The 17,381-nt window shown below is 67.4% G+C and carries 20 protein-coding genes and 1 tRNA gene; 10 read left to right on the forward strand and 11 right to left on the reverse strand.

What is annotated here, in order from left to right:
• Nucleotides 1-35 precede the first annotated feature (35 nt).
• A complete protein-coding gene (locus tag ACWPN7_RS21225) occupies nt 36-1,787 on the forward strand; it encodes a methanol/ethanol family PQQ-dependent dehydrogenase (protein ID WP_103039235.1) in 1,752 nt (583 codons plus the stop codon).
• Between the two features lie 226 nt (nt 1,788-2,013).
• Nucleotides 2,014-2,679 (forward strand): response regulator, encoded by a 666-nt coding sequence (locus ACWPN7_RS21230; protein ID WP_014241328.1) that lies wholly within the window; start codon nt 2,014-2,016, stop codon nt 2,677-2,679.
• Nucleotides 2,680-2,699: 20 nt separating this feature from the next.
• On the opposite strand, the gene ACWPN7_RS21235 is transcribed toward ACWPN7_RS21230, so the two are convergent.
• From ACWPN7_RS21235 to ACWPN7_RS21250, 4 genes are all read right to left on the reverse strand, one after another.
• Nucleotides 2,700-3,134 carry a hypothetical protein gene (locus tag ACWPN7_RS21235; RefSeq protein WP_459195960.1) on the reverse strand — a complete coding sequence of 145 codons (435 nt, stop codon included), beginning with the start codon at nt 3,132-3,134 and terminating at the stop codon, nt 2,700-2,702.
• 90 nt (nt 3,135-3,224) lie between these two features.
• Nucleotides 3,225-4,034, reverse strand: coding sequence for an ABC transporter ATP-binding protein (locus ACWPN7_RS21240; RefSeq protein ID WP_459195959.1), 810 nt, complete (start codon nt 4,032-4,034; stop codon nt 3,225-3,227).
• Complete coding sequence (locus ACWPN7_RS21245) at nt 3,925-4,683, reverse strand: ABC transporter permease (protein ID WP_459195958.1); 759 nt, start codon at nt 4,681-4,683, stop codon at nt 3,925-3,927. Before ACWPN7_RS21245 ends, ACWPN7_RS21240 begins: the two co-directional genes overlap by 110 nt.
• Nucleotides 4,683-5,669 (reverse strand): ABC transporter substrate-binding protein, encoded by a 987-nt coding sequence (locus ACWPN7_RS21250; RefSeq protein WP_459195957.1) that lies wholly within the window; start codon nt 5,667-5,669, stop codon nt 4,683-4,685. The genes ACWPN7_RS21245 and ACWPN7_RS21250 overlap by 1 nt, the downstream gene beginning before the upstream one ends.
• Nucleotides 5,670-6,095: 426 nt before the next feature.
• On the opposite strand from ACWPN7_RS21250, the gene ACWPN7_RS21255 reads away from it, so the two are divergent.
• Nucleotides 6,096-6,683 carry a PQQ-dependent catabolism-associated CXXCW motif protein gene (locus ACWPN7_RS21255; protein WP_492273435.1) on the forward strand — a complete coding sequence of 196 codons (588 nt, stop codon included), beginning with the start codon at nt 6,096-6,098 and terminating at the stop codon, nt 6,681-6,683.
• A gap of 15 nt (nt 6,684-6,698) precedes the next feature.
• Here the strand turns inward: ACWPN7_RS21255 and ACWPN7_RS21260 are convergent, their stop codons facing one another.
• From ACWPN7_RS21260 to ACWPN7_RS21270, 3 genes are all read right to left on the reverse strand, one after another.
• Nucleotides 6,699-7,091: a c-type cytochrome gene (locus ACWPN7_RS21260; RefSeq protein ID WP_200775315.1), complete on the reverse strand. Its 393-nt coding sequence runs from the start codon at nt 7,089-7,091 to the stop codon at nt 6,699-6,701.
• Nucleotides 7,092-7,238: 147 nt separating this feature from the next.
• Nucleotides 7,239-7,634 carry a (R)-mandelonitrile lyase gene (locus ACWPN7_RS21265; RefSeq protein ID WP_459195955.1) on the reverse strand — a complete coding sequence of 132 codons (396 nt, stop codon included), beginning with the start codon at nt 7,632-7,634 and terminating at the stop codon, nt 7,239-7,241.
• A gap of 161 nt (nt 7,635-7,795) precedes the next feature.
• Nucleotides 7,796-7,882: transfer RNA gene (locus ACWPN7_RS21270), tRNA-Leu, on the reverse strand.
• A 137-nt stretch (nt 7,883-8,019) separates the two neighbouring features.
• Here ACWPN7_RS21270 and ACWPN7_RS21275 point away from each other — a divergent pair.
• Together ACWPN7_RS21275 and ACWPN7_RS21280 are read left to right on the forward strand one after the other, a co-directional pair.
• Entirely contained in the window at nt 8,020-8,547 is a 528-nt protein-coding gene (locus tag ACWPN7_RS21275; RefSeq protein ID WP_081862857.1) for a disulfide bond formation protein B, read from the forward strand.
• Nucleotides 8,544-9,158 (forward strand): demethoxyubiquinone hydroxylase family protein, encoded by a 615-nt coding sequence (locus tag ACWPN7_RS21280; protein ID WP_144243448.1) that lies wholly within the window; start codon nt 8,544-8,546, stop codon nt 9,156-9,158. The genes ACWPN7_RS21275 and ACWPN7_RS21280 overlap by 4 nt, the downstream gene beginning before the upstream one ends.
• 39 nt (nt 9,159-9,197) lie before the next feature.
• On the opposite strand, the gene ACWPN7_RS21285 is transcribed toward ACWPN7_RS21280, so the two are convergent.
• Nucleotides 9,198-9,350, reverse strand: coding sequence for a DUF1289 domain-containing protein (locus ACWPN7_RS21285; protein ID WP_459195954.1), 153 nt, complete (start codon nt 9,348-9,350; stop codon nt 9,198-9,200).
• Nucleotides 9,351-9,391: 41 nt separating this feature from the next.
• Nucleotides 9,392-9,955: an HNH endonuclease gene (locus tag ACWPN7_RS21290; RefSeq protein ID WP_038526361.1), complete on the reverse strand. Its 564-nt coding sequence runs from the start codon at nt 9,953-9,955 to the stop codon at nt 9,392-9,394.
• Nucleotides 9,956-10,287: 332 nt separating this feature from the next.
• On the opposite strand from ACWPN7_RS21290, the gene ACWPN7_RS21295 reads away from it, so the two are divergent.
• From ACWPN7_RS21295 to ACWPN7_RS21305, 3 genes are all read left to right on the forward strand, one after another.
• Nucleotides 10,288-10,455, forward strand: a complete 168-nt coding sequence (locus tag ACWPN7_RS21295) for a hypothetical protein (protein WP_014241314.1) — start codon at nt 10,288-10,290, stop codon at nt 10,453-10,455.
• Between the two features lie 75 nt (nt 10,456-10,530).
• Nucleotides 10,531-11,382: a tRNA glutamyl-Q(34) synthetase GluQRS gene (gene gluQRS / locus ACWPN7_RS21300; protein WP_137103419.1), complete on the forward strand. Its 852-nt coding sequence runs from the start codon at nt 10,531-10,533 to the stop codon at nt 11,380-11,382.
• Between the two features lie 168 nt (nt 11,383-11,550).
• The gene (locus tag ACWPN7_RS21305; RefSeq protein WP_103039232.1) at nt 11,551-13,110 is read left to right on the forward strand and encodes a hybrid sensor histidine kinase/response regulator; all 1,560 of its coding nucleotides are present in this window, start codon (nt 11,551-11,553) and stop codon (nt 13,108-13,110) included.
• A gap of 30 nt (nt 13,111-13,140) precedes the next feature.
• Here the strand turns inward: ACWPN7_RS21305 and ACWPN7_RS21310 are convergent, their stop codons facing one another.
• The gene (locus tag ACWPN7_RS21310) at nt 13,141-13,989 is read right to left on the reverse strand and encodes a DUF4743 domain-containing protein (RefSeq protein ID WP_459195953.1); all 849 of its coding nucleotides are present in this window, start codon (nt 13,987-13,989) and stop codon (nt 13,141-13,143) included.
• Between the two features lie 193 nt (nt 13,990-14,182).
• On the opposite strand from ACWPN7_RS21310, the gene ACWPN7_RS21315 reads away from it, so the two are divergent.
• A complete protein-coding gene (locus ACWPN7_RS21315) occupies nt 14,183-14,572 on the forward strand; it encodes a response regulator (RefSeq protein ID WP_038526370.1) in 390 nt (129 codons plus the stop codon).
• Nucleotides 14,573-14,606: 34 nt separating this feature from the next.
• Here the strand turns inward: ACWPN7_RS21315 and ACWPN7_RS21320 are convergent, their stop codons facing one another.
• Nucleotides 14,607-14,837, reverse strand: coding sequence for a hypothetical protein (locus tag ACWPN7_RS21320; protein ID WP_137103416.1), 231 nt, complete (start codon nt 14,835-14,837; stop codon nt 14,607-14,609).
• Between the two features lie 553 nt (nt 14,838-15,390).
• Here ACWPN7_RS21320 and ACWPN7_RS21325 point away from each other — a divergent pair.
• Nucleotides 15,391-17,337, forward strand: a complete 1,947-nt coding sequence (locus tag ACWPN7_RS21325; RefSeq protein ID WP_038526373.1) for a PrkA family serine protein kinase — start codon at nt 15,391-15,393, stop codon at nt 17,335-17,337.
• The last annotated feature ends 44 nt before the right edge of the window (nt 17,338-17,381 follow it).

Here is a 17,381-nt window from a genome sequence, read left to right on the forward strand (position 1 = left end):
TCCGGCTGTCCATTCCCCTGGGAGGTATCCGCACCATGAAGCGTCTCTTCCGCACCTGCCTGCTTGCAAGCGCCATGGCCGCCGGCCTTGGTCTGAGCGGCCCCGCATTGGCCGCTGATGGGCCGGGCAACGACGACCTGCTGAACGACGCCAAGTCGACGGGCGACGTCCTGACCTACGGCATGGGTCCTCAGGCGCAGCGCTTCAGCCCGCTCGACAAGCTGAACCCGGACACCGTCAAGGGGCTGGTGCCGGTGTGGTCCTTCTCCTTCGGTGGCGAGAAGCAGCGCGGGCAGGAGTCGCAGCCGCTCATCCATGACGGCACGATCTACGTCACCGGCTCCTACTCGCGCCTCTACGCGGTGGACGTGAAGACCGGGCAGAAGAAGTGGCAGTACGACCACCGCCTGCCGGAAGGCATCATGCCCTGCTGCGACGTGGTGAACCGCGGCGCCGCGCTCTACAAGGACAAGATCTACTTCGCGACGCTGGACGCCCGTCTGGTCGCGCTGAACAAGGACACCGGCAAGGTGGTCTGGTCGAAGAAGATCGAGGACTACAAGGCCGGCTACTCGGCGACCGCCGCCCCGCTGATCGTCGACGGCAAGGTCATCACCGGCAATTCCGGCGGCGAGTTCGGCATCATCGGCATGGTCGAGGCGCGCGACGCCGAGACGGGCGAGCTGGTCTGGCAGCGTCCGACCATCGAGGGCAACATGGGCACCCTCAATGGCAAGGAATCGACCATGACCGGCGTGATGAACGCCAGCTGGTCGGGCGATCTCTACAAGACCGGCGGCGGCGCCACCTGGCTGGGCGGCACCTACGACCCGGAAACCAAGACGCTGTTCTTCGGCACCGGCAACCCGGCGCCCTGGAACTCGCACCTGCGTCCGGGCGACAATCTCTACACCTCCTCGACGCTGGCCATCGACCCGGCCAACGGCGACATCAAGTGGCACTATCAGACCACGCCGCACGACGGCTGGGACTTCGACGGCGTGAACGAGCTGGTGTCCTTCGACCTGAAGAAGGACGGGCAGACCATCAAGGCCGGCGCCAAGGCCGACCGCAACGGCTTCTTCTACGTGCTCGACCGCACCAACGGGAAGCTGCTCAGCGCCTCGCCCTTCGTCACCAAGATCACCTGGGCCAAGGAGATCGACGTGAAGACCGGGCGGCCGGTCTACAACGACGACAACCGTCCGGGCACCCCGGTCGGTGCGGAGAAGGGCACGTCGGTCTTCGCCGCTCCGGCCTTCCTCGGTGCCAAGAACTGGATGCCGATGGCCTACAGCCCAGCGACCGAGCTGTTCTACGTTCCGGCCAACGAGTGGGGCATGGACATCTGGAACGAGCCGATCACCTATAAGAAGGGTGCCGCCTATCTGGGCGCCGGCTTCACCATCAAGCCGCTGTACGACGACTACATCGGCGCGCTGCGCGCCATCGACCCGAAGACCGGCAAGATCGTCTGGGAATACAAGAACCCGGCGCCGCTGTGGGGCGGCGTGCTGACCACCGGCGGCAACCTCGTCTTCACCGGCACGCCGGAGGGCTACCTGAAGGCCTTCGACGCGAAGTCCGGCAAAGAGGTCTGGAAGTTCAACACCGGCTCCGGCGTCGTCGGCTCCCCGGTCACCTGGGAACAGGACGGCGAGCAGTATGTGGCCGTGGTCTCCGGCTGGGGCGGTGCGGTGCCGCTGTGGGGCGGCGACGTTGCCAAGCTGGTCAAGGACATCAACCAGGGCGGCTCCCTCTGGGTCTTCAAGCTGCCGAAGGCCTGACGGGGAAACCCCATGCCGTGACCGGACCAGGAAAGGGCGGCCCGAAAACTTCGGGCCGTCTTTTCTTGCGAACCGCTTGCAAGAGGATTTGGGCATGGATTTAAAACGGAATTGCCTACGATCGTCTGTTTTGGGGAATACCCGTTCCCGTCCTTGCGCATTCTTGAACAGTCCGGCATGATCGGACCCGGAAACGCCCCGAAACGATGAGCGTGGGAACCACGCCATGAGCCGAATTCTGATTGCGGACGATCATCCGCTGGTGCGCGACGCCCTGCGCAGCGCCGTCCTCTATTCCTGCCAGGCGCAGGAGATCCACGAGGCCGGTTGCCTGGACGAAACCATCTCCATCCTCGACTCCATGCACGGCGGCAAGGGGGAGCCGGACCTCGTCCTGCTCGACCTCAACATGCCGGGCATGAACGGGCTGACCGGGCTGATCGCCCTGCGCCGCCGCTTCCCGGCCATCCCCGTCGCCGTCGTCTCGGCGCACGAGGACCGCAAGGTGATGCTGGAGGCGGTGCGCTGCGGCGCCGCCGGCTTCATCCCGAAATCAACGCCGCGGGACGCCATCGCCGGCGCGCTGCGCCAGATCCTGGCCGGGGAGGTCTATCTGCCCGCCTCGGTCGAGGAGGGGGCCGCGGCGGAGGACGAGGAAACGGCGGAGATCGCCCGCCGCCTGTCCACCCTGACGGCGCAGCAGCTCCGCGTGCTGGAGATGCTGGGCACCGGCAAGCTGAACAAGGAAATCGCCTATGAGCTGAGCATCACGGAAACTACCGTGAAGGCCCACGTCTCGGCGATCCTGCAAAAGCTGAAGGTCTACAGCCGCACCCAGGCCGTGGTCTTCGCCAACCGCCTGCAACTGGAAAAGGCCCGCTTCGGCATTTGAGCCGGCGGGCCTTTTTCGGCTCAGCGGTTCCGCATCCGCCGCGCGTCCACGGCGGCGCGCGCCGCCTCCTGTCCCGGATCGCCCCGCCCGAAGCCGAGCGGCACCGGGCCGTCGAGCCAGCCGAAGCCGTCCAGGGCATGGCCGTCGAACTCCGCCCAATCCGACCAGTCCTTGTCCTTGCTGCGCCGCTTCGCCTCCGCCTTGCGCACGGCGCGCCGGGCCTCCAGGCCGGGGTCGCGTCGACCGAGCTGCTCGTCGCGCGTCGTCCGCTCGATGATGACGATGGAGGACCCGGTGGCGGAATCGCCAATGATCGCCAGATCGCGCGACCGGTCGGCGTGGTTGGGGCTGGGACCGTGCGAGTCGAGGATCACGATCTCCCCGGCGCGCGCCGCGCCGGACAGGAGCGCCAGGCCGGCGCCCAGCAGGAACAGGGGCAGGAACAGGGTGCGCATCGTCGTCTCCGCCGGTTTCGTCGCAGCGGGACAGACTGCGCCCGGCGGACGGCGGCGGGTGTGAGCCGCTTCACAGTTTCGGTGAAAGACTCAGGCGAGCAGCCGGAAGGCCGGATCGGGCCGGGCCAGCAGGTCCGTCCGCACGCGCTCGACCAGCGCGTCGTCGCGCAAGGCGCGCGGCGTTTCAAGCGGCACCTCCGCCGCCACCCGCGTCGGGCCGGGGGCCATCACCAGGATGCGGTCGGCCAGCTGGATCGCCTCGCGCAGATTGTGGGTGACGAACAGCACCGTGGCCGGGGACCGCTCCAGCATCGTCGCGAGAAGGGCGCGCATCCGCTGCGCCGTCGGTTCGTCCAGCGAGACGAAGGGCTCGTCCATCAGCAGCAGGCCCGGCTCCACCGCGAAGGCGCGGGCCAGGGCCACCCGCCGCGCCATGCCGCCGGACAGGCGGGCCGGGTATTCGTCGGCCACCGCCTCCAACCCCATGGCGGACAGCCAGCGCTCCGCCGTGCCGTCGCTCCGCCGCGCCTTGGGCAGCACCAGCGCCACGTTCTGCCGCACCGTGCGCCAGGGCAGCAGGCGGGGCGTCTGGAAGACGCAGCCGAGCACCGGCTCCGGCCCGCCGAAATCCAGCGTTCCATCGAAATCCCGGTCCAGCCCGGCGGCGATGGTCAGCGCGGTGGTCTTGCCGCAGCCGGACGGGCCGACCAGCGCCAGGAATTCGCTTGGCGCGGCCGTCAGCGACAGGCCACGGATGACCTCCCGCCCGGCGAAGCGCTTGGAGCGGATCTCAAGCCTCAGCGCGCACCGGCCGCCACCGGGTGAGCCGGTGCTCGACGGGTTGCAGGACGCAGAGCTCGAGAAGTTGGACGACGGCCACGAAGGCGACGGTGTACGCAAGAATGCCGGCCACATCGAACATCTGGAAGTAAAGGTGGATCTGGAATCCCACCCCGTCGCTGCGGCCCAGAAGCTCGACCACCAGCACGATCTTCCAGATCAGCGCAAGGCCGGACCGCGCCGCCGCGGCGAAGTAGGGGGTGAGCTGGGGCAGCAGCACATGGCGCAGCACGTCGGACCGCGCCATGCGGAAGGTCCGCGCCATCTCGACATACTGCTCGTCGATGGCGCGCGTCCCTTCGCGCAGGACGACCACGACGTTGGGGATCTTGTTGACGGCGACCGCGCCGACCGCCGCCGCCTCGGTCAGGCCGAACCAGACATAGGCGAGCACGATCACGACCAGCGCCGGGATGTTCAGGAACACGGTCAGCCACAGCCCGAACAGCCGGTCGGCGGTGGCCGAGCGGCCGAGCAGGATGCCCAGCGCCGACCCGATGGACATGGCGATGACGAAGGCCGCGGCCATGCGCGCCAGCGTGATCCCCAGGTGATGGAACAGCGCGCCGTCCGCCGCCTCGCGGACCAGTACGGACAGCACAGCGGCGGGGCCGGGCAGGCTGCGGCTGGCCGCCAGATCGGCAGCGACGGCCCACAGCCCGACCAGCAGAGCCAGCGACAGGACCGGGGCCAGCCGCCGCCACGGCATCAGAATTGGACCCCCGGCCAGAAGGTGCCGTCCGGCAGGGCCATGGCGTTGCCCACCAGCTCCCGTCCGCCGAGCTTGGCCATCAGCCCGTAGAGTTTGGCCGCGGCCTCCCGCTCCTCCTCCGTCCAGCGGTTTGGGATGCCGGCGCGGAACTGGTCGCGCAGCGCCGCCCAGGTGGCCTCGTCCTCCGCCTTCATCAGCGGGCGCAGCCGGTCCCATTCCGCGTCGGATTGCGCCATGATCGCCTTGGCCTTGCGCGAGGCGGTGACGAAGGCGTCGAGCGCCGCCGGGTTGGCCTTGGCCCAGCCTTCATGGAAGACGAAGCCGACCGCCGGTACCTGGGCCGACAGGCCGAGGTCCCGCATCATCCCGTCCACCCCGATGACCGTCCGCATCCCCGCCGCCTGGAGACGGGCGGCGTAGGGCCAGAAATTCAGCACGGCGTCCAGCTCCCCCGTCGCGGCTTTCTGGTTCAGCAGGGGCGGGGCGGCGAAGACCGGCGTCGCCGCGGCGTCGAGGTCGAGCGCGTAGCGGTCGCGGGCCAGCGCCTTCAGCAGCAGCCAGCTCTTGTCGATGGGGGTTCCGGCGACGCCGATTCGCCGGCCCTTCAGGTCGGCGACGGAGGCGATGGGCGAGGCCGCCGGCACCATCAGCGCGCCGACCGCCGCGGAATGGGGGATGAAGGTCAGGTCGGCCCCCGCCGCGCGCTGGCGCGCCACCCACAGCCAGTCGCTGGCGATCATGTCCACCGCCCCGCCCTGCAGGGCGATCTGCGCCGCTTGACCGCTCGCCAGCTCCATCAGCTTCAGCTCGAAGCCGGCGGCCTCGTCCAGCCGGTGGTGGCGGATGACGTCCAGCTCCCAGCTGACCGTGCCGAATTTCAGCACCCCGATGGTCACCGTGGGCCGGTCCGCCGCATGCGCCAAGGTGGCGACGGAGACCAGCGTCAGGAGCAGGAACAGCCGGGCAAGGGACATCAGGTGCATGGCACCGCCCCTGCGTCAAAAATTGCATTTGTATGAAGGTTGGGCCGCGTCATGGTTGTGCGGTGGACCGGGCGGCGGATTGGCCACCGCCCGTGTCCCATCACAAGGAGGCGTCGAGGATGGAGAAAATCCTCACTCTCCTGATCCTGCTGCTTCGGGTGATCAAGGGCATCCTTGATCTCCTGAACCGCTAAGGATCGGGCCGGGAGGCAGGAGGGGCAAATCTCCTGTCTCCCTAGCCTGATGATGATGCGTCTTGCGGTCGTTTGCAAGGCAGGCCTCTGCGGTGCGGTGGCGCAGCGGAACGCGGGAATCCCACGGTGGCGAACCCATGGTGGCGAACGGTGAGCTTAGGCCTCGTCCGCCAGTCCCCGGTATTCGACTATCGGGCAACTTGACCCTGTCGGGCACGGGGGGATTTCGTGGATGCCGCAGAACAATGGGGGAGGGAACGTGGTGCGCGCAGGATGGCTGGGCGCCGCCGGGCTGGCGCTGTTGCTGGCCGGGCCGGCGGAAGACGCCGCGGCGGACGCGGTCCCGATGCCGGACGGCTACCGGATGACCGAATACCGGTCGCCGACCCCGGCGTCGTTGCCCGGGGCCGAGACGGTGGACACGGTGCGGGCCCGCGCTCTGGTGGAGTTGGGGGCGGCTCTTCCCATCAACGTGATGAAGCTGGACCGCAGCACGCTGCCCGGCGGTCCCTGGCTGGTGCCGAAGCCCTTTCCGCAAATCCCCGGCAGCGTCTGGCTTCCCAACGTCGGGCTCGGCGCGCTGACGCCGGAGCTGGACGGCTACCTCCGGTCCAACCTGGAGCGGCTGACCGGTGGCGACCGCGGGCGCGGCCTGCTGTTCTACTGTTTGGCGGATTGCTGGATGTCATGGAACGCGGGCAAGCGCGCTCTGGAGATGGGCTACCGCCGCGTCCTCTGGTACCGCGACGGGGCGGACGGCTGGGCCGAGGCCGGCCTGCCGACCGAGGATGGGAAGCCGGTTCCGGTCGCCGCACCGTAACCGGCTTTTCGATGCTTACTGCTTCAGCGATTTCAGGAAGGCGATCAGATAGTCCTGCTCCGCCGGGTCGGTGATGGCGACGTGGCGCATGCGGGTGCCGGGCACGAAATTGTCGTTGCCGGCGATCCAGTGGCGCAGGTTGTCTTCGGTCCAAGTGATGTTGGACGTCTTCAGCGCGTTGGAATAGTCGAAACGCGGGATCGAGCCGGCCTTGCGCCCGACGACGTTGTACAGGCTCGGCCCGAAGGCGTTCTTGCTGGAATCCAGCGAGTGGCAGGCCGCGCACTGATGGAAGATCTGCTTGCCGGCGGCTTCTTCGGCCGTCTTGGGCTGCGGCCCGCCTTCGGCGTTGGCCGTGCCGGCGGCAAGCAGAAGGGCGGCGGCGATGACGAATCTGGAAACGGTCATGTGAGATGGCTCCCCAGCCAAAACTCCGCGGCGCCGGTCGCGGCGGCGGTCGATGCCGCGCATTTTAAGAGGCTGGGTCGGGCCGCCGAATTGGACTTTGGAACAAGCCCGCATACGCAATGAGGTTTTGGGGCCGGTCCTGTTGCCTCACGCCCCGTACTGTTCGTCGGTGACCATTTCCATCCAGTCGACGGCCTTGCCGTCCAACTGCTCCTGGATGGCGATGTGGGTCATGAACATGGTCGGCGACGCGCCGTGCCAGTGCTTCTCGCCGGGCGGGAACCAGACGACGTCGCCGGGGCGGATCTCCTCGATGGGGCCGCCCTCGCGCTGGACCCGGCCGAAGCCGGCGGTGACGATCAGGGTCTGCCCCAGGGGATGGGTGTGCCACGCCGTGCGGGCACCGGGTTCGAAGGTGACGCTCGCCGCCGCTGTGCGGGCCGGGGCTTCGGTCTGAACGATGGGGTCGATGCGGACCGTGCCGGTGAACCAGTCGGCCGGTCCGGTGACGGATGGCTGCGCGCCAACCCGGGTGATCTGCATGGTCGAATCCTCCGGTGATCGCCCCAAGGGGGCGCGGTCTTCGTGCCGCCACTCTATCGGGGACCGTCGTTTCGGATCAGGCCAGCGGCGTCACATGCCGTCATGAACCGCGTTCATGAATGAAAGGCACGGAGCGTAGGGCAGAGGCCCATGGGAAGGGGTGGTGCGGGCGGTCGGACTCGAACCGACATATCCGTGAGGACGGCGGATTTTGAGTCCGCTGCGTCTACCAATTCCGCCACGCCCGCACGGTGCCTGCCGGACCCGGCGCTCGCGGCGACCGGTGCCCGCTATATAGAGGGGAAATGGCCCTGGGACAAAGTGTTTTGTGCGGATGCGTCGGCGTGTCTGGCCTAAGCCTGTGGGGCGCGCTAATCTCACCCGCATGATGAACCGCCTCCCCATCGACGATCCGCGCTACACCGCCGGGCTTCTGGCCATCGCCAGCGCCGGCGTGCTGGCCGCCGCGCTGTTTTTCCAGTTCGTGCTGGGCTACCAGCCCTGCGTCCTGTGCCTGTGGCAGCGCGTGCCCTACGGGGCGGTGATGGCCTTCGGCATCGTCACCCTGCTGTTCCGCCAGTGGCGCGGGCTGGGCGACGCGCTGCTGGTGGCGAGTGGGCTGGCCCTGCTGGCCGGTGCGGGAATTGCCGCCTATCATGTGGGGGTGGAGCAGCATTGGTGGGCCGGCACCTCGGCCTGCGGGGCCAGCGGACGCGCGCCCCAGACGCTGGAGGAATTGCGCGCCCAGGTGCTCGCCGCCCCGGTCACCCGCTGCGACGAAGTGGCGTGGTCGCTGTTCGGGATTTCGATGGCGGGCTACAACGTCGTGATTTCGCTGGCGCTGTCCGCCTTCGCCTTCGCGGCGGCCCGCGCCGCCTACATCCGGACCTCGGTTTCCAGGACCTTCGCATGACCCCGCTCGACGCCACTGCCGCCACCGCTTCCACCCCGTCCGCCGGCGAGTCGTCCGCTCCCCGGCCCCGCCCGCGCGGACGCCTGCCCGGCGACCCGACTCCGGAACAGCGGCTGGCGCGGATCGTGCGCGTGGATCATGCCGGCGAGTATGGGGCCAAGCGCATCTACGAAGGCCAGCTCTCCGTCATGGGCCGGGGCCGGCACGCCAAGACCCTGCGCCACATGGCCGACCAGGAGCTGGAGCATCTCCAGTATTTCGAGAAGCAGCTCGTCGCCCGTCAGGTTCGCCCGACTGTGCTGCAGCCGCTGTGGCACGTCGCCGGCTTCCTGCTGGGCGCCGGGACCGCGGTGATGGGCGAGCGGGCGGCCATGGCCTGCACCGTCGCCGTGGAGCAGGTCATCGACGGCCATTACGAGGCGCAGCTGAAGCACCTCGGCCCGGAAGAGGAGGAGCTGAAGACCTCCATCCTCAAGTTCCAGGCGGAGGAGGTGGAGCATCGCGACATCGGCCTGCTCAACGGCGCGGAGCAGGCCCCGGCCTATCCGGTGCTGTCCGCCGCCATCAAGGCCGGCACCAAGGCGGTCATCTGGGTGGCAGAACGGGTGTGACGGGCGCGGGTGTGACCGGGGGCGGGCGGAGCGGCGGACTCAGGCGGCTTTGCCGTCCGCTCCGGTTTCCGCTGGGATGGGTGCCGGAGCGGGCGGCGTGCCGTAGATCTCGTCCTCGCTCCGCCCGCAGCCTTCGCAAGTGCCGTCCTCGCCGATGATGCAGATGCCCACGCAGGGATTCTCGTCGTCCATACCCAATCTTTCCCGGCTCAGCCTTCCCGATCGCGGCGTTTCTACATCGGATCGAGTTCGGTGTCCCAATAAAGAAAATCCCGCCAACTTTCGTGAAGGAAGTTTGGCGGGAATGCACGTCCGTTCTCTTGAAGCTGGTAGGCACTCGGCTGGAACGGGGGACTGAGGGGGATCATGCCGCAACTGTGCGGCAGCCTGTTTCCCTTCGCCAGATTGCAGGCCGAGCAGGAGGTGACGACGTTGTCCCAGGTGGTGCGCCCGCCGCGCGACCGTGGAATGACGTGGTCGAAGGTCAGTTCCTGCGTGGGAAAGTGGTGGCCGCAATACTGGCAGGTGAAGCGGTCGCGCAGGAAAACGTTGAATCGGGTGAAGGCCGGCCGCCGCGTCGCCGGGATGAACTCCTTCAACGAAATGACGCTCGGCAGCTTGACCTCGAAGGTGGGGGAGCGGACGACGCGATCATATTCGGAGATGATGTTCACCCGGTCCAGAAAGACGGCCTTGACCGCCTCCTGCCAGGACCAGAGCGACAGAGGGAAGTAGCTGAGCGGCCGGAAGTCGGCGTTCAGCACCAGGGCCGGACAGTGATCGGGTGGTGGAGCCAATGGCCACTCCCTTATCTGAGACGTGTCTGGAACCTTTCTGGTGTTCCGCTCCCCCTTGCGGGATGCCACGCCGCCGGGTGACCGGAACACCAGATACATAGTTGATTTGTGCTTCGAACTCAATATGTCGCGCCGCACTGCGTCATTTCTTCACGATCCTGTAACCCTTTCGATGGACCGGGTTCCGGCGTTTCCGGCGGGCCGACAGGATGCCTGTGACATTTGGTTGTGGTGCCTTGAACATGCATTTTCCGACATCGTGGTTACTGAGCGTTAACCATGATCTGGGATGGTGACGGTGCCCTAGGGGGACGCTTTCAAAGGGAACATCCATGAGCGCCACGATCATCGACCTTGCCGAGAAACGCGCCGAGCGCGAGGAGCGCGACCGCCAGCGCCGCATCGACGCCTTCGACCGCGAACTGCGCCGTCGCCTCGCCATGTATCTGGAGGGTGAGGACATCCCGGTCGAGCCGATCAAGGACAACCCTTACATCTGACCGCCCTTTGCGCCCCCACCCGTTGCGCCGGCGGTCCCGCATGCAGGCCGGGCGCGGTTGGGGTATAAGGCGGGAATGACCGACGTCGTCACCCGCTTCGCGCCGAGCCCGACCGGCCATCTCCATCTCGGGCACGCCCATTCCGCTCTGTTCGGCTGGACCACCGCCCGCAAGGCCGGAGGGCGTTTCCTGCTGCGCATCGAGGACATCGATCCCCAGCGCTGCCGTCCGGAGTTCGACCGCGACCTGCGCGAGGATCTGGCTTGGCTGGGCCTGACCTGGGAAGAGCCGGTGCGCCGCCAGTCGGAGCATCTGGAGGATTACCGCGCCGCGCTGGCGCGGCTCTCCGGTCTGGGCGCCGTCTATCCCTGCTTCTGCACCCGCAAGGACATCGCCGCGGAGATCGCCCGCGCCGGCCATGCGCCGCATGGGCCGGACGGTCCGCTCTATCCCGGCACCTGCCGCAGCCTGTCGGAGCCGGAGCGGCAGGACCGCATCGCCGCGGGGGCGGCCTATGCCGTGCGATTGGATGTGGGAAAGGCCATGGCGATGACTGGGCCGCTGCGCTGGCACGACCGGCGGCGCGGCTGGCAGGACGCCCTACCGGGCCTTCTCGGCGACATCGTCCTGGCCCGCAAGGACGTTCCGACGAGCTATCATCTGGCGGTCACCCTGGACGACCACCTGCAGGGTGTGACGCTGGTGACGCGTGGAGACGATCTCTTTTTCGCGACTCACGCGCATCGTCTTCTTCAAGAACTTCTTCGAGTCGTCCCGCCCGATTACGAGCATCACTCTTTGCTGGTGAACGAGCGGGGCGAGCGTCTTGCCAAGCGCGACAATGCCAAGACCTTGCGATCTCTTCGGGAATCAGGGCATACGGCGGCGGCGGTGCGCGCCCTGGCCGGCTTCCCAGAAGAGTTATGATCTACCACCAACTGTGTATTACAACAATGAGCAAGCTATCCGTTTGAGGCGAGTCGCCTGGAATCTTCTTCCTCTTGCACGTATCTTTTGAATCGCGACCGATTGTTTGCACTGCCCAATGGGTGGCGCTGAACGGTCGGCCGGCTTGCAATCCGGAGGAGGCAAGCGATGCGAGAGGAGGAGGCGGAGGACAATCCTTGTCCCGCCGACCCTGCCGGACTGCGGCGGGTCTTCGACACGATCGGCGTGGCGACCGCCCTGCTCGATCGACAGGGGCGCATTGCCGATCTCAACGCGGCGATGCTGCGCGCCATCGGGTGCCGACCGGACCTTCTGATTGGACAGCCCATGGCCGGCGCCTTCGTCTGGGGCGGCCGGGAGGACGCGGCGGATCGCTTCGCCCAAGCGGTGGCTGGCGCGGGCCGGGGGACGGTTCAGGAACTGACCCTGACGGGCGACGGAACATGGTTCGACATCACGCTGACGCCGCTTCCGGCGGAGTCCGGCGGAGAGCCGGCGGGCATCGTGATGACCGCGGCGGACGCCGGCCGCCGCATGGCCGCGGAGGCGCAGCTGCGTGGGCAGGAGGAACGGCTGCGCGCCGCGCGGGACGAGGTGGTGCGCGCCGGTCAGGCCAAGGTGCGCTTCCTGGCCGCGGCCAGCCATGACCTGCGCCAGCCCGCCCAGTCGCTGACCCTGTTCGGCGCGGTCCTGGCGGAGCGCCTGTCCGATCACCCGCAATTGCCGCTGGTCCAGACGATGAACCGGGCGGTCGAGGCGATGCGCGGCCTGCTCGACGCGTTGCTGGACGTGGCCCGGCTCGACTCCGGGATCGTGTCGCCCGACATGGCGCCCTTCGCGGTGACCGACATGCTGGAACGGCTGGAGGCCGACTATGGCCCGCGCGCCGCCGCCAAGGGGCTGAAGCTGCGGGTGCGTCCGCTCAAGGCGCAGGTCCGCAGCGACGCCGCCCTGCTGGAGCGGCTGCTGCGCCACCTGCTCGACAACGCGGTGCGCTACACGGCGTCGGGCGGCGTGCTTCTGGGGTGCCGGCGGCGGGGCATGATGCTGTGCATCGAGGTGGCGGACACGGGCGTCGGCATCCCCACCGACAAGCTCGATGAGATTTTCGAGGAGTTCGTCCAGCTCGGCAACGCCGAACGCGACCGCAGCCGCGGTCTCGGTCTCGGGCTGGCGGTGGTAAGGCGGCTGTCGCATCTGCTCGGCCTGCCGGTTCGCGTGCGGTCGCGTCCGGGGCGGGGCACATGCTTTACGGTGGAGGTTCCCTTGCACGCTTCCTGGAATCCCAACGGGACGGAACGCGCCATGCCGTCCCTGGACCGTCCCGGCGCGCTGGCCCTGATCATCGACGACGAGGAGCTGATCCTGCAAAGCCTGCGGCTGGTGCTGGAGCAGTGGGGATGGGATGTGCTGGCCGCCGCATCGGGGGAGGAGGCGTTGCGCCAGCTCGACGGGGCGGAGCGGCTTCCCGACGTCATCATCGCCGATTACCGCCTGCGTTACGGCCGGACGGGGGTGGACGCCATCCGCGACATCCACGCCTTCGCCGGCGACATCATCCCGGCGATCCTGCTGACCGGCGACACCAGCCCCGACCGCATCCGCGAGGCCCGGCGCAGCGGCTTCACCGTCCTGCACAAGCCCGTCACCCTGTCGGAGCTGTCGTCCCACCTGGAGGAGGCGCGGGGGCGCGCCGCGGCGGAATGACCGGCGAAATGGCCGCCGCCGCCGCGGCGTCTACCGCCGCAGGCCCTTCACGATCTCCAGATAGTCCGGCTCATCCGGCGTCAGCCAGCCGTGACGGACCATGAAGTCGATGACGACGAGATTCACGTTGAACTTCCAGTCCTTCGTCGTGCGCACCGACTCCGCGACGCGGTCCAGCGGCCACAGCTCGAACCGCTCGACCTCGCCGTCGGTGTTTTGCGGGACGAAATCCGCGTCGAGTTCCAGGTCGTAGAGGAACAGCGTGTCCTGCTTCAGCCCGGCCTCCGTCTCCATGCGGTAGGTGACGGCCCCGACGGGGACGGCGCGGGACGCCAGGGCGGCGTCGATCCCCGCCTCCTCCTGCGCCTCCTTGACGAGGTTCTCCGCCAGCGTCAGGCCGATCGGCTGGCCGCCGGCGATCATGTTGTCCAGCTTGCCCGGCGCCACCTCGCGGTCGCGGGCGCGGCGCCCGATCCACAGCGACAGGCCGCCGTCCGGCTGGCGGACGAAGCCGTTGACGTGCAGCCCATAGGCGGGGGTGCCGAACTGCGCCACCACCGCGCGGTCGATGCGCATCAGCGGCTCGGCTCCCCAGGCGGGCGTGACTGGGTAGAACTCGCCGCGCAGGGCGGAAACCGCCCCCGTCTCGACGAGGAACTGGGCGGCGTGCGCCAGCACGGAGGACCGCGCCTCGAAGTCGCGGACCTCCGGGGCCAGCGTCACCCGGTCGGCGGTGACGACGAAGCCCGGATCGACGCCGGGAAGCTGCTCGGCCAGCGCGTGGCGGACCCAGCCGAGACGATGCCCCTCCAGCTCGAACGGACGGAAGCCGGACAGGTCGTGCGCGTTGCACGCGCGGATGTGGTCGAGGAAGCTCATGCGACTCCGTGTAGCCGCAGCACCCCCCGCCGTGCAACCGTTCTTCCGTGAACCGGCTCCGCGCCGGCCGTTCCGTCGTTATTCGGGGCGACGCCAACCGGGGGGCGATGCCGGACGGGGGCGATGCCAGCCCGTTGCAAAGGACAGGCTTGCGGCGTACACACACGGCCTATCGGACTCGGGGGACAGGTCGATGCCGGCGGCGTTCGGGGATTTTTCGGTTCTGGTGATCGAAGACGAGAGCTTCACCCGCATGGTGCTGGCGAAGATGCTGGCCACGCTGGGCTTCCGCTCCGTCCTTCAGGCCGCCGACGGCGAGGCCGGGCTGGCCGCCGTGCAGGCGCACGACCCCGATCTGGTCGTCTGCGACGTGGAGATGCAGCCGATGGACGGGCTGGGTTTCCTGAAGGCGCTGCGGACCAGCCCCGACGCCCGCCACCGTGCGCTGCCGGTGGTCTTCATGACGAACCGCGCCGACCAGAGCCGGATGGACGAAGCCGCGGCCTTCGGCGCCGACACCTTCATCGTCAAGCCGGCCACCCCGGCGTCGCTCAAGGAAACGCTGGGCGCCAAGCTCGGTTGAGGGGCCTCGGGCCGGCCGGGGGCGCCCGCGCCGGTCACACTTTTTCCCCGACCTGTGGCAGGACTGCAAAAACGCGGCCAAGTGCTTGATTCCAGCCGGCTTCCGGATTCACTTGAGATTGTGCGCCGCAACGGCAAAGGCGGCTCACCCAAATTCTGCCTTGTTGATCTGCTGTGATGAGGCTCACCATCCTTCTTTGGAAGGTGTGGACCGCGCCGATCGCCCATGCGTTAATATCCGGAGGCACGGCGGTGGTCACAGGCATGGAAGTGTGTTGTTAAGAAATAGACGGCACACTTAACGTTAACCGTAGCGCCTTAGTGGGTTAAGGCGCGTGGATGCACTGGAGGTCGATGGGTGATCGGCGAAGTCCAGCGAGTCCCCGACGAACGGCATCCGGGCCGCGTTCCGGAAGCCGGCTGGAAGTTTCAACCCCATCGAACTTCGTTGCTTTTGCCGTCTTTTCCGCCGGTGCTTGCGCGCCGGTTCTCCCGGACAACCCGGCCGCGTGGTCTATTACTGACGACCGGTGTGTCCGACCGCCCGTCTTTTCAGGCTATCAAGGCTTTCCTCCTGGAAAGCTCTAGGTCGAGCATTACATTCAGTTTTGAAGCATTCGAGTTTAGCACTCCGAAGGGGGCGCTTCATTTGAAGGGCAACTGGATAAAAGGTCTGGCTTTCGACGGTGAGCGGGGGTGCCGCGGGACCGTTGTGTCCGTGACGCCCCAGAGTTCGCACCTGCGGCAGGTGCCGCCCCCGCCGCCCGGGTCCCCCGGCGGCAGCCCCGACGCATCGGACTAAGAGACACGGAGAGCGGAATGTTCCCGGCCGACGAACTGTTCACGCGCTACACACAGTCCTACGAGGGGCGCCGTGAGGTCGAGATGAGCCTCACGGAATACCTCCAGGAATGCCGCGACGACCCGATGATGTATGCCTCCGCGCCGGAGCGCATCCTCGCCGCCATCGGCGAACCGGAAATCGTCGACACCGCCAAGGACCCGCGCCTTGGCCGAATCTTCATGAACCGGACGATCAAGATCTATCCGGCCTTCGCCGACTTCTACGGCATGGAGGAGACGATCGAGCGGATCGTCGGCTTCTTCCGCCACGCCGCGCAGGGTCTGGAGGAGCGCAAGCAGATCCTCTACCTGCTGGGCCCGGTGGGCGGCGGCAAGTCGTCGCTGGCCGAGCGGCTGAAGTCGCTGATGGAGAAATGCCCGGTCTATGTCCTGAAGGCCGGCAAGGAGGTCAGCCCGGTCTTCGAAAGCCCGCTCGGCCTCTTCAACCCGGACGAGATGGGCGACCTGCTGGAGGACCGCTACGGCATCCCGCGCCGCCGCCTGACCGGGCTGATGAGCCCGTGGGCGGTGAAGCGGCTGGACGAGTTCGGCGGCGACATCTCCCGCTTCCGCGTCGTCAAGCTGCATCCCAGCAAGCTGCGCCAGATCTGCGTCACCAAGACGGAGCCGGGCGACGAGAACAACCAGGACATCTCCTCGCTGGTCGGCAAGGTCGACATCCGCAAGCTGGAGGTCTACAGCCAGAACGATCCCGACGCCTACAGCTTCTCCGGCGGCCTGAACCGGGCCAGCCAGGGCCTGCTCGAATTCGTCGAGATGTTCAAGGCCCCCATCAAGATGCTCCACCCGCTGCTGACGGCGACCCAGGAGGGCAACTACGTCGGCTCGGAGAACATCGGCGCCATCCCGTTCCAGGGCATCATCCTCGCCCACTCGAACGAGGCGGAGTGGCAGTCCTTCAAGAACAACAAGAACAACGAAGCCTTCATCGACCGCATCTGTGTCATCAAGGTCCCCTACTGCCTGCGCGTGCAGGAGGAGCAGCGGATCTACGACAAGCTGGTCAAGGGCTCCGATCTCGCGACCGCGCCCTGCGCGCCGTCGACGCTGGAGATGCTGGCGAAGTTCTCGGTGCTGTCGCGCATGCGCGACCATCCGAACTCCAGCCTCTACTCCAAGATGCGCGTCTATGACGGCGAGAGCATGAAGGAGACCGACCCCAAGGCCAAGTCCATGCAGGAATACCGCGACCAGGCGGGCGTGGACGAGGGCATGGACGGCATCTCCACCCGTTTCGCCTTCAAGGTCCTGGCCGCGACCTTCAACTACGACTCCAACGAGATCTCGGCCGATCCCGTCCACCTGATGTACATCCTGGAGCAGTCGATCAAGCGGGAGCAGTTCCCCGACGACACCGAGAAGAAATACATCGAGTTCATCAAGGCCGAGATGGCGCCGCGCTATGCGGAGTTCATCGGGAACGAGATCCAGAAGGCGTATCTGGAATCCTACAGCGACTACGGGCAGAACCTGTTCGACCGCTATGTGGATTACGCCGACGCGTGGATCGAGGACCAGGACTTCAAGGACCCGGACACCGGCCAGCTGATGAACCGCGAGCTTCTGAACCAGGAGCTGACCAAGATCGAGAAGCCCGCCGGGATCGCCAACCCGAAGGACTTCCGCAACGAGGTCGTCAAGTTCGCGCTGCGCGCGCGGGCGGCGAACGCCGGGCGCAACCCCTCCTGGACGTCCTACGAGAAAATCCGTGAGGTGATCGAGAAACGCATGTTCTCCCAGGTGGAGGATCTGCTTCCGGTCATCAGCTTCGGGTCCAAGAAGGACGGCGAGACCGAGAAGAAGCACAACGAGTTCGTGTCGCGCATGATGTCGCGCGGCTACACCGAGCGGCAGGTCCGCCGGTTGGTCGAGTGGTACATGCGCGTGAAGCAGGCCGGCTGACGGCCCGCTTCGCCACACGAGCGTGAACGGGTAGGAGGGGCTCC

The sequence above is a fragment of the Azospirillum sp. UENF 312511 genome (assembly GCF_058780635.1).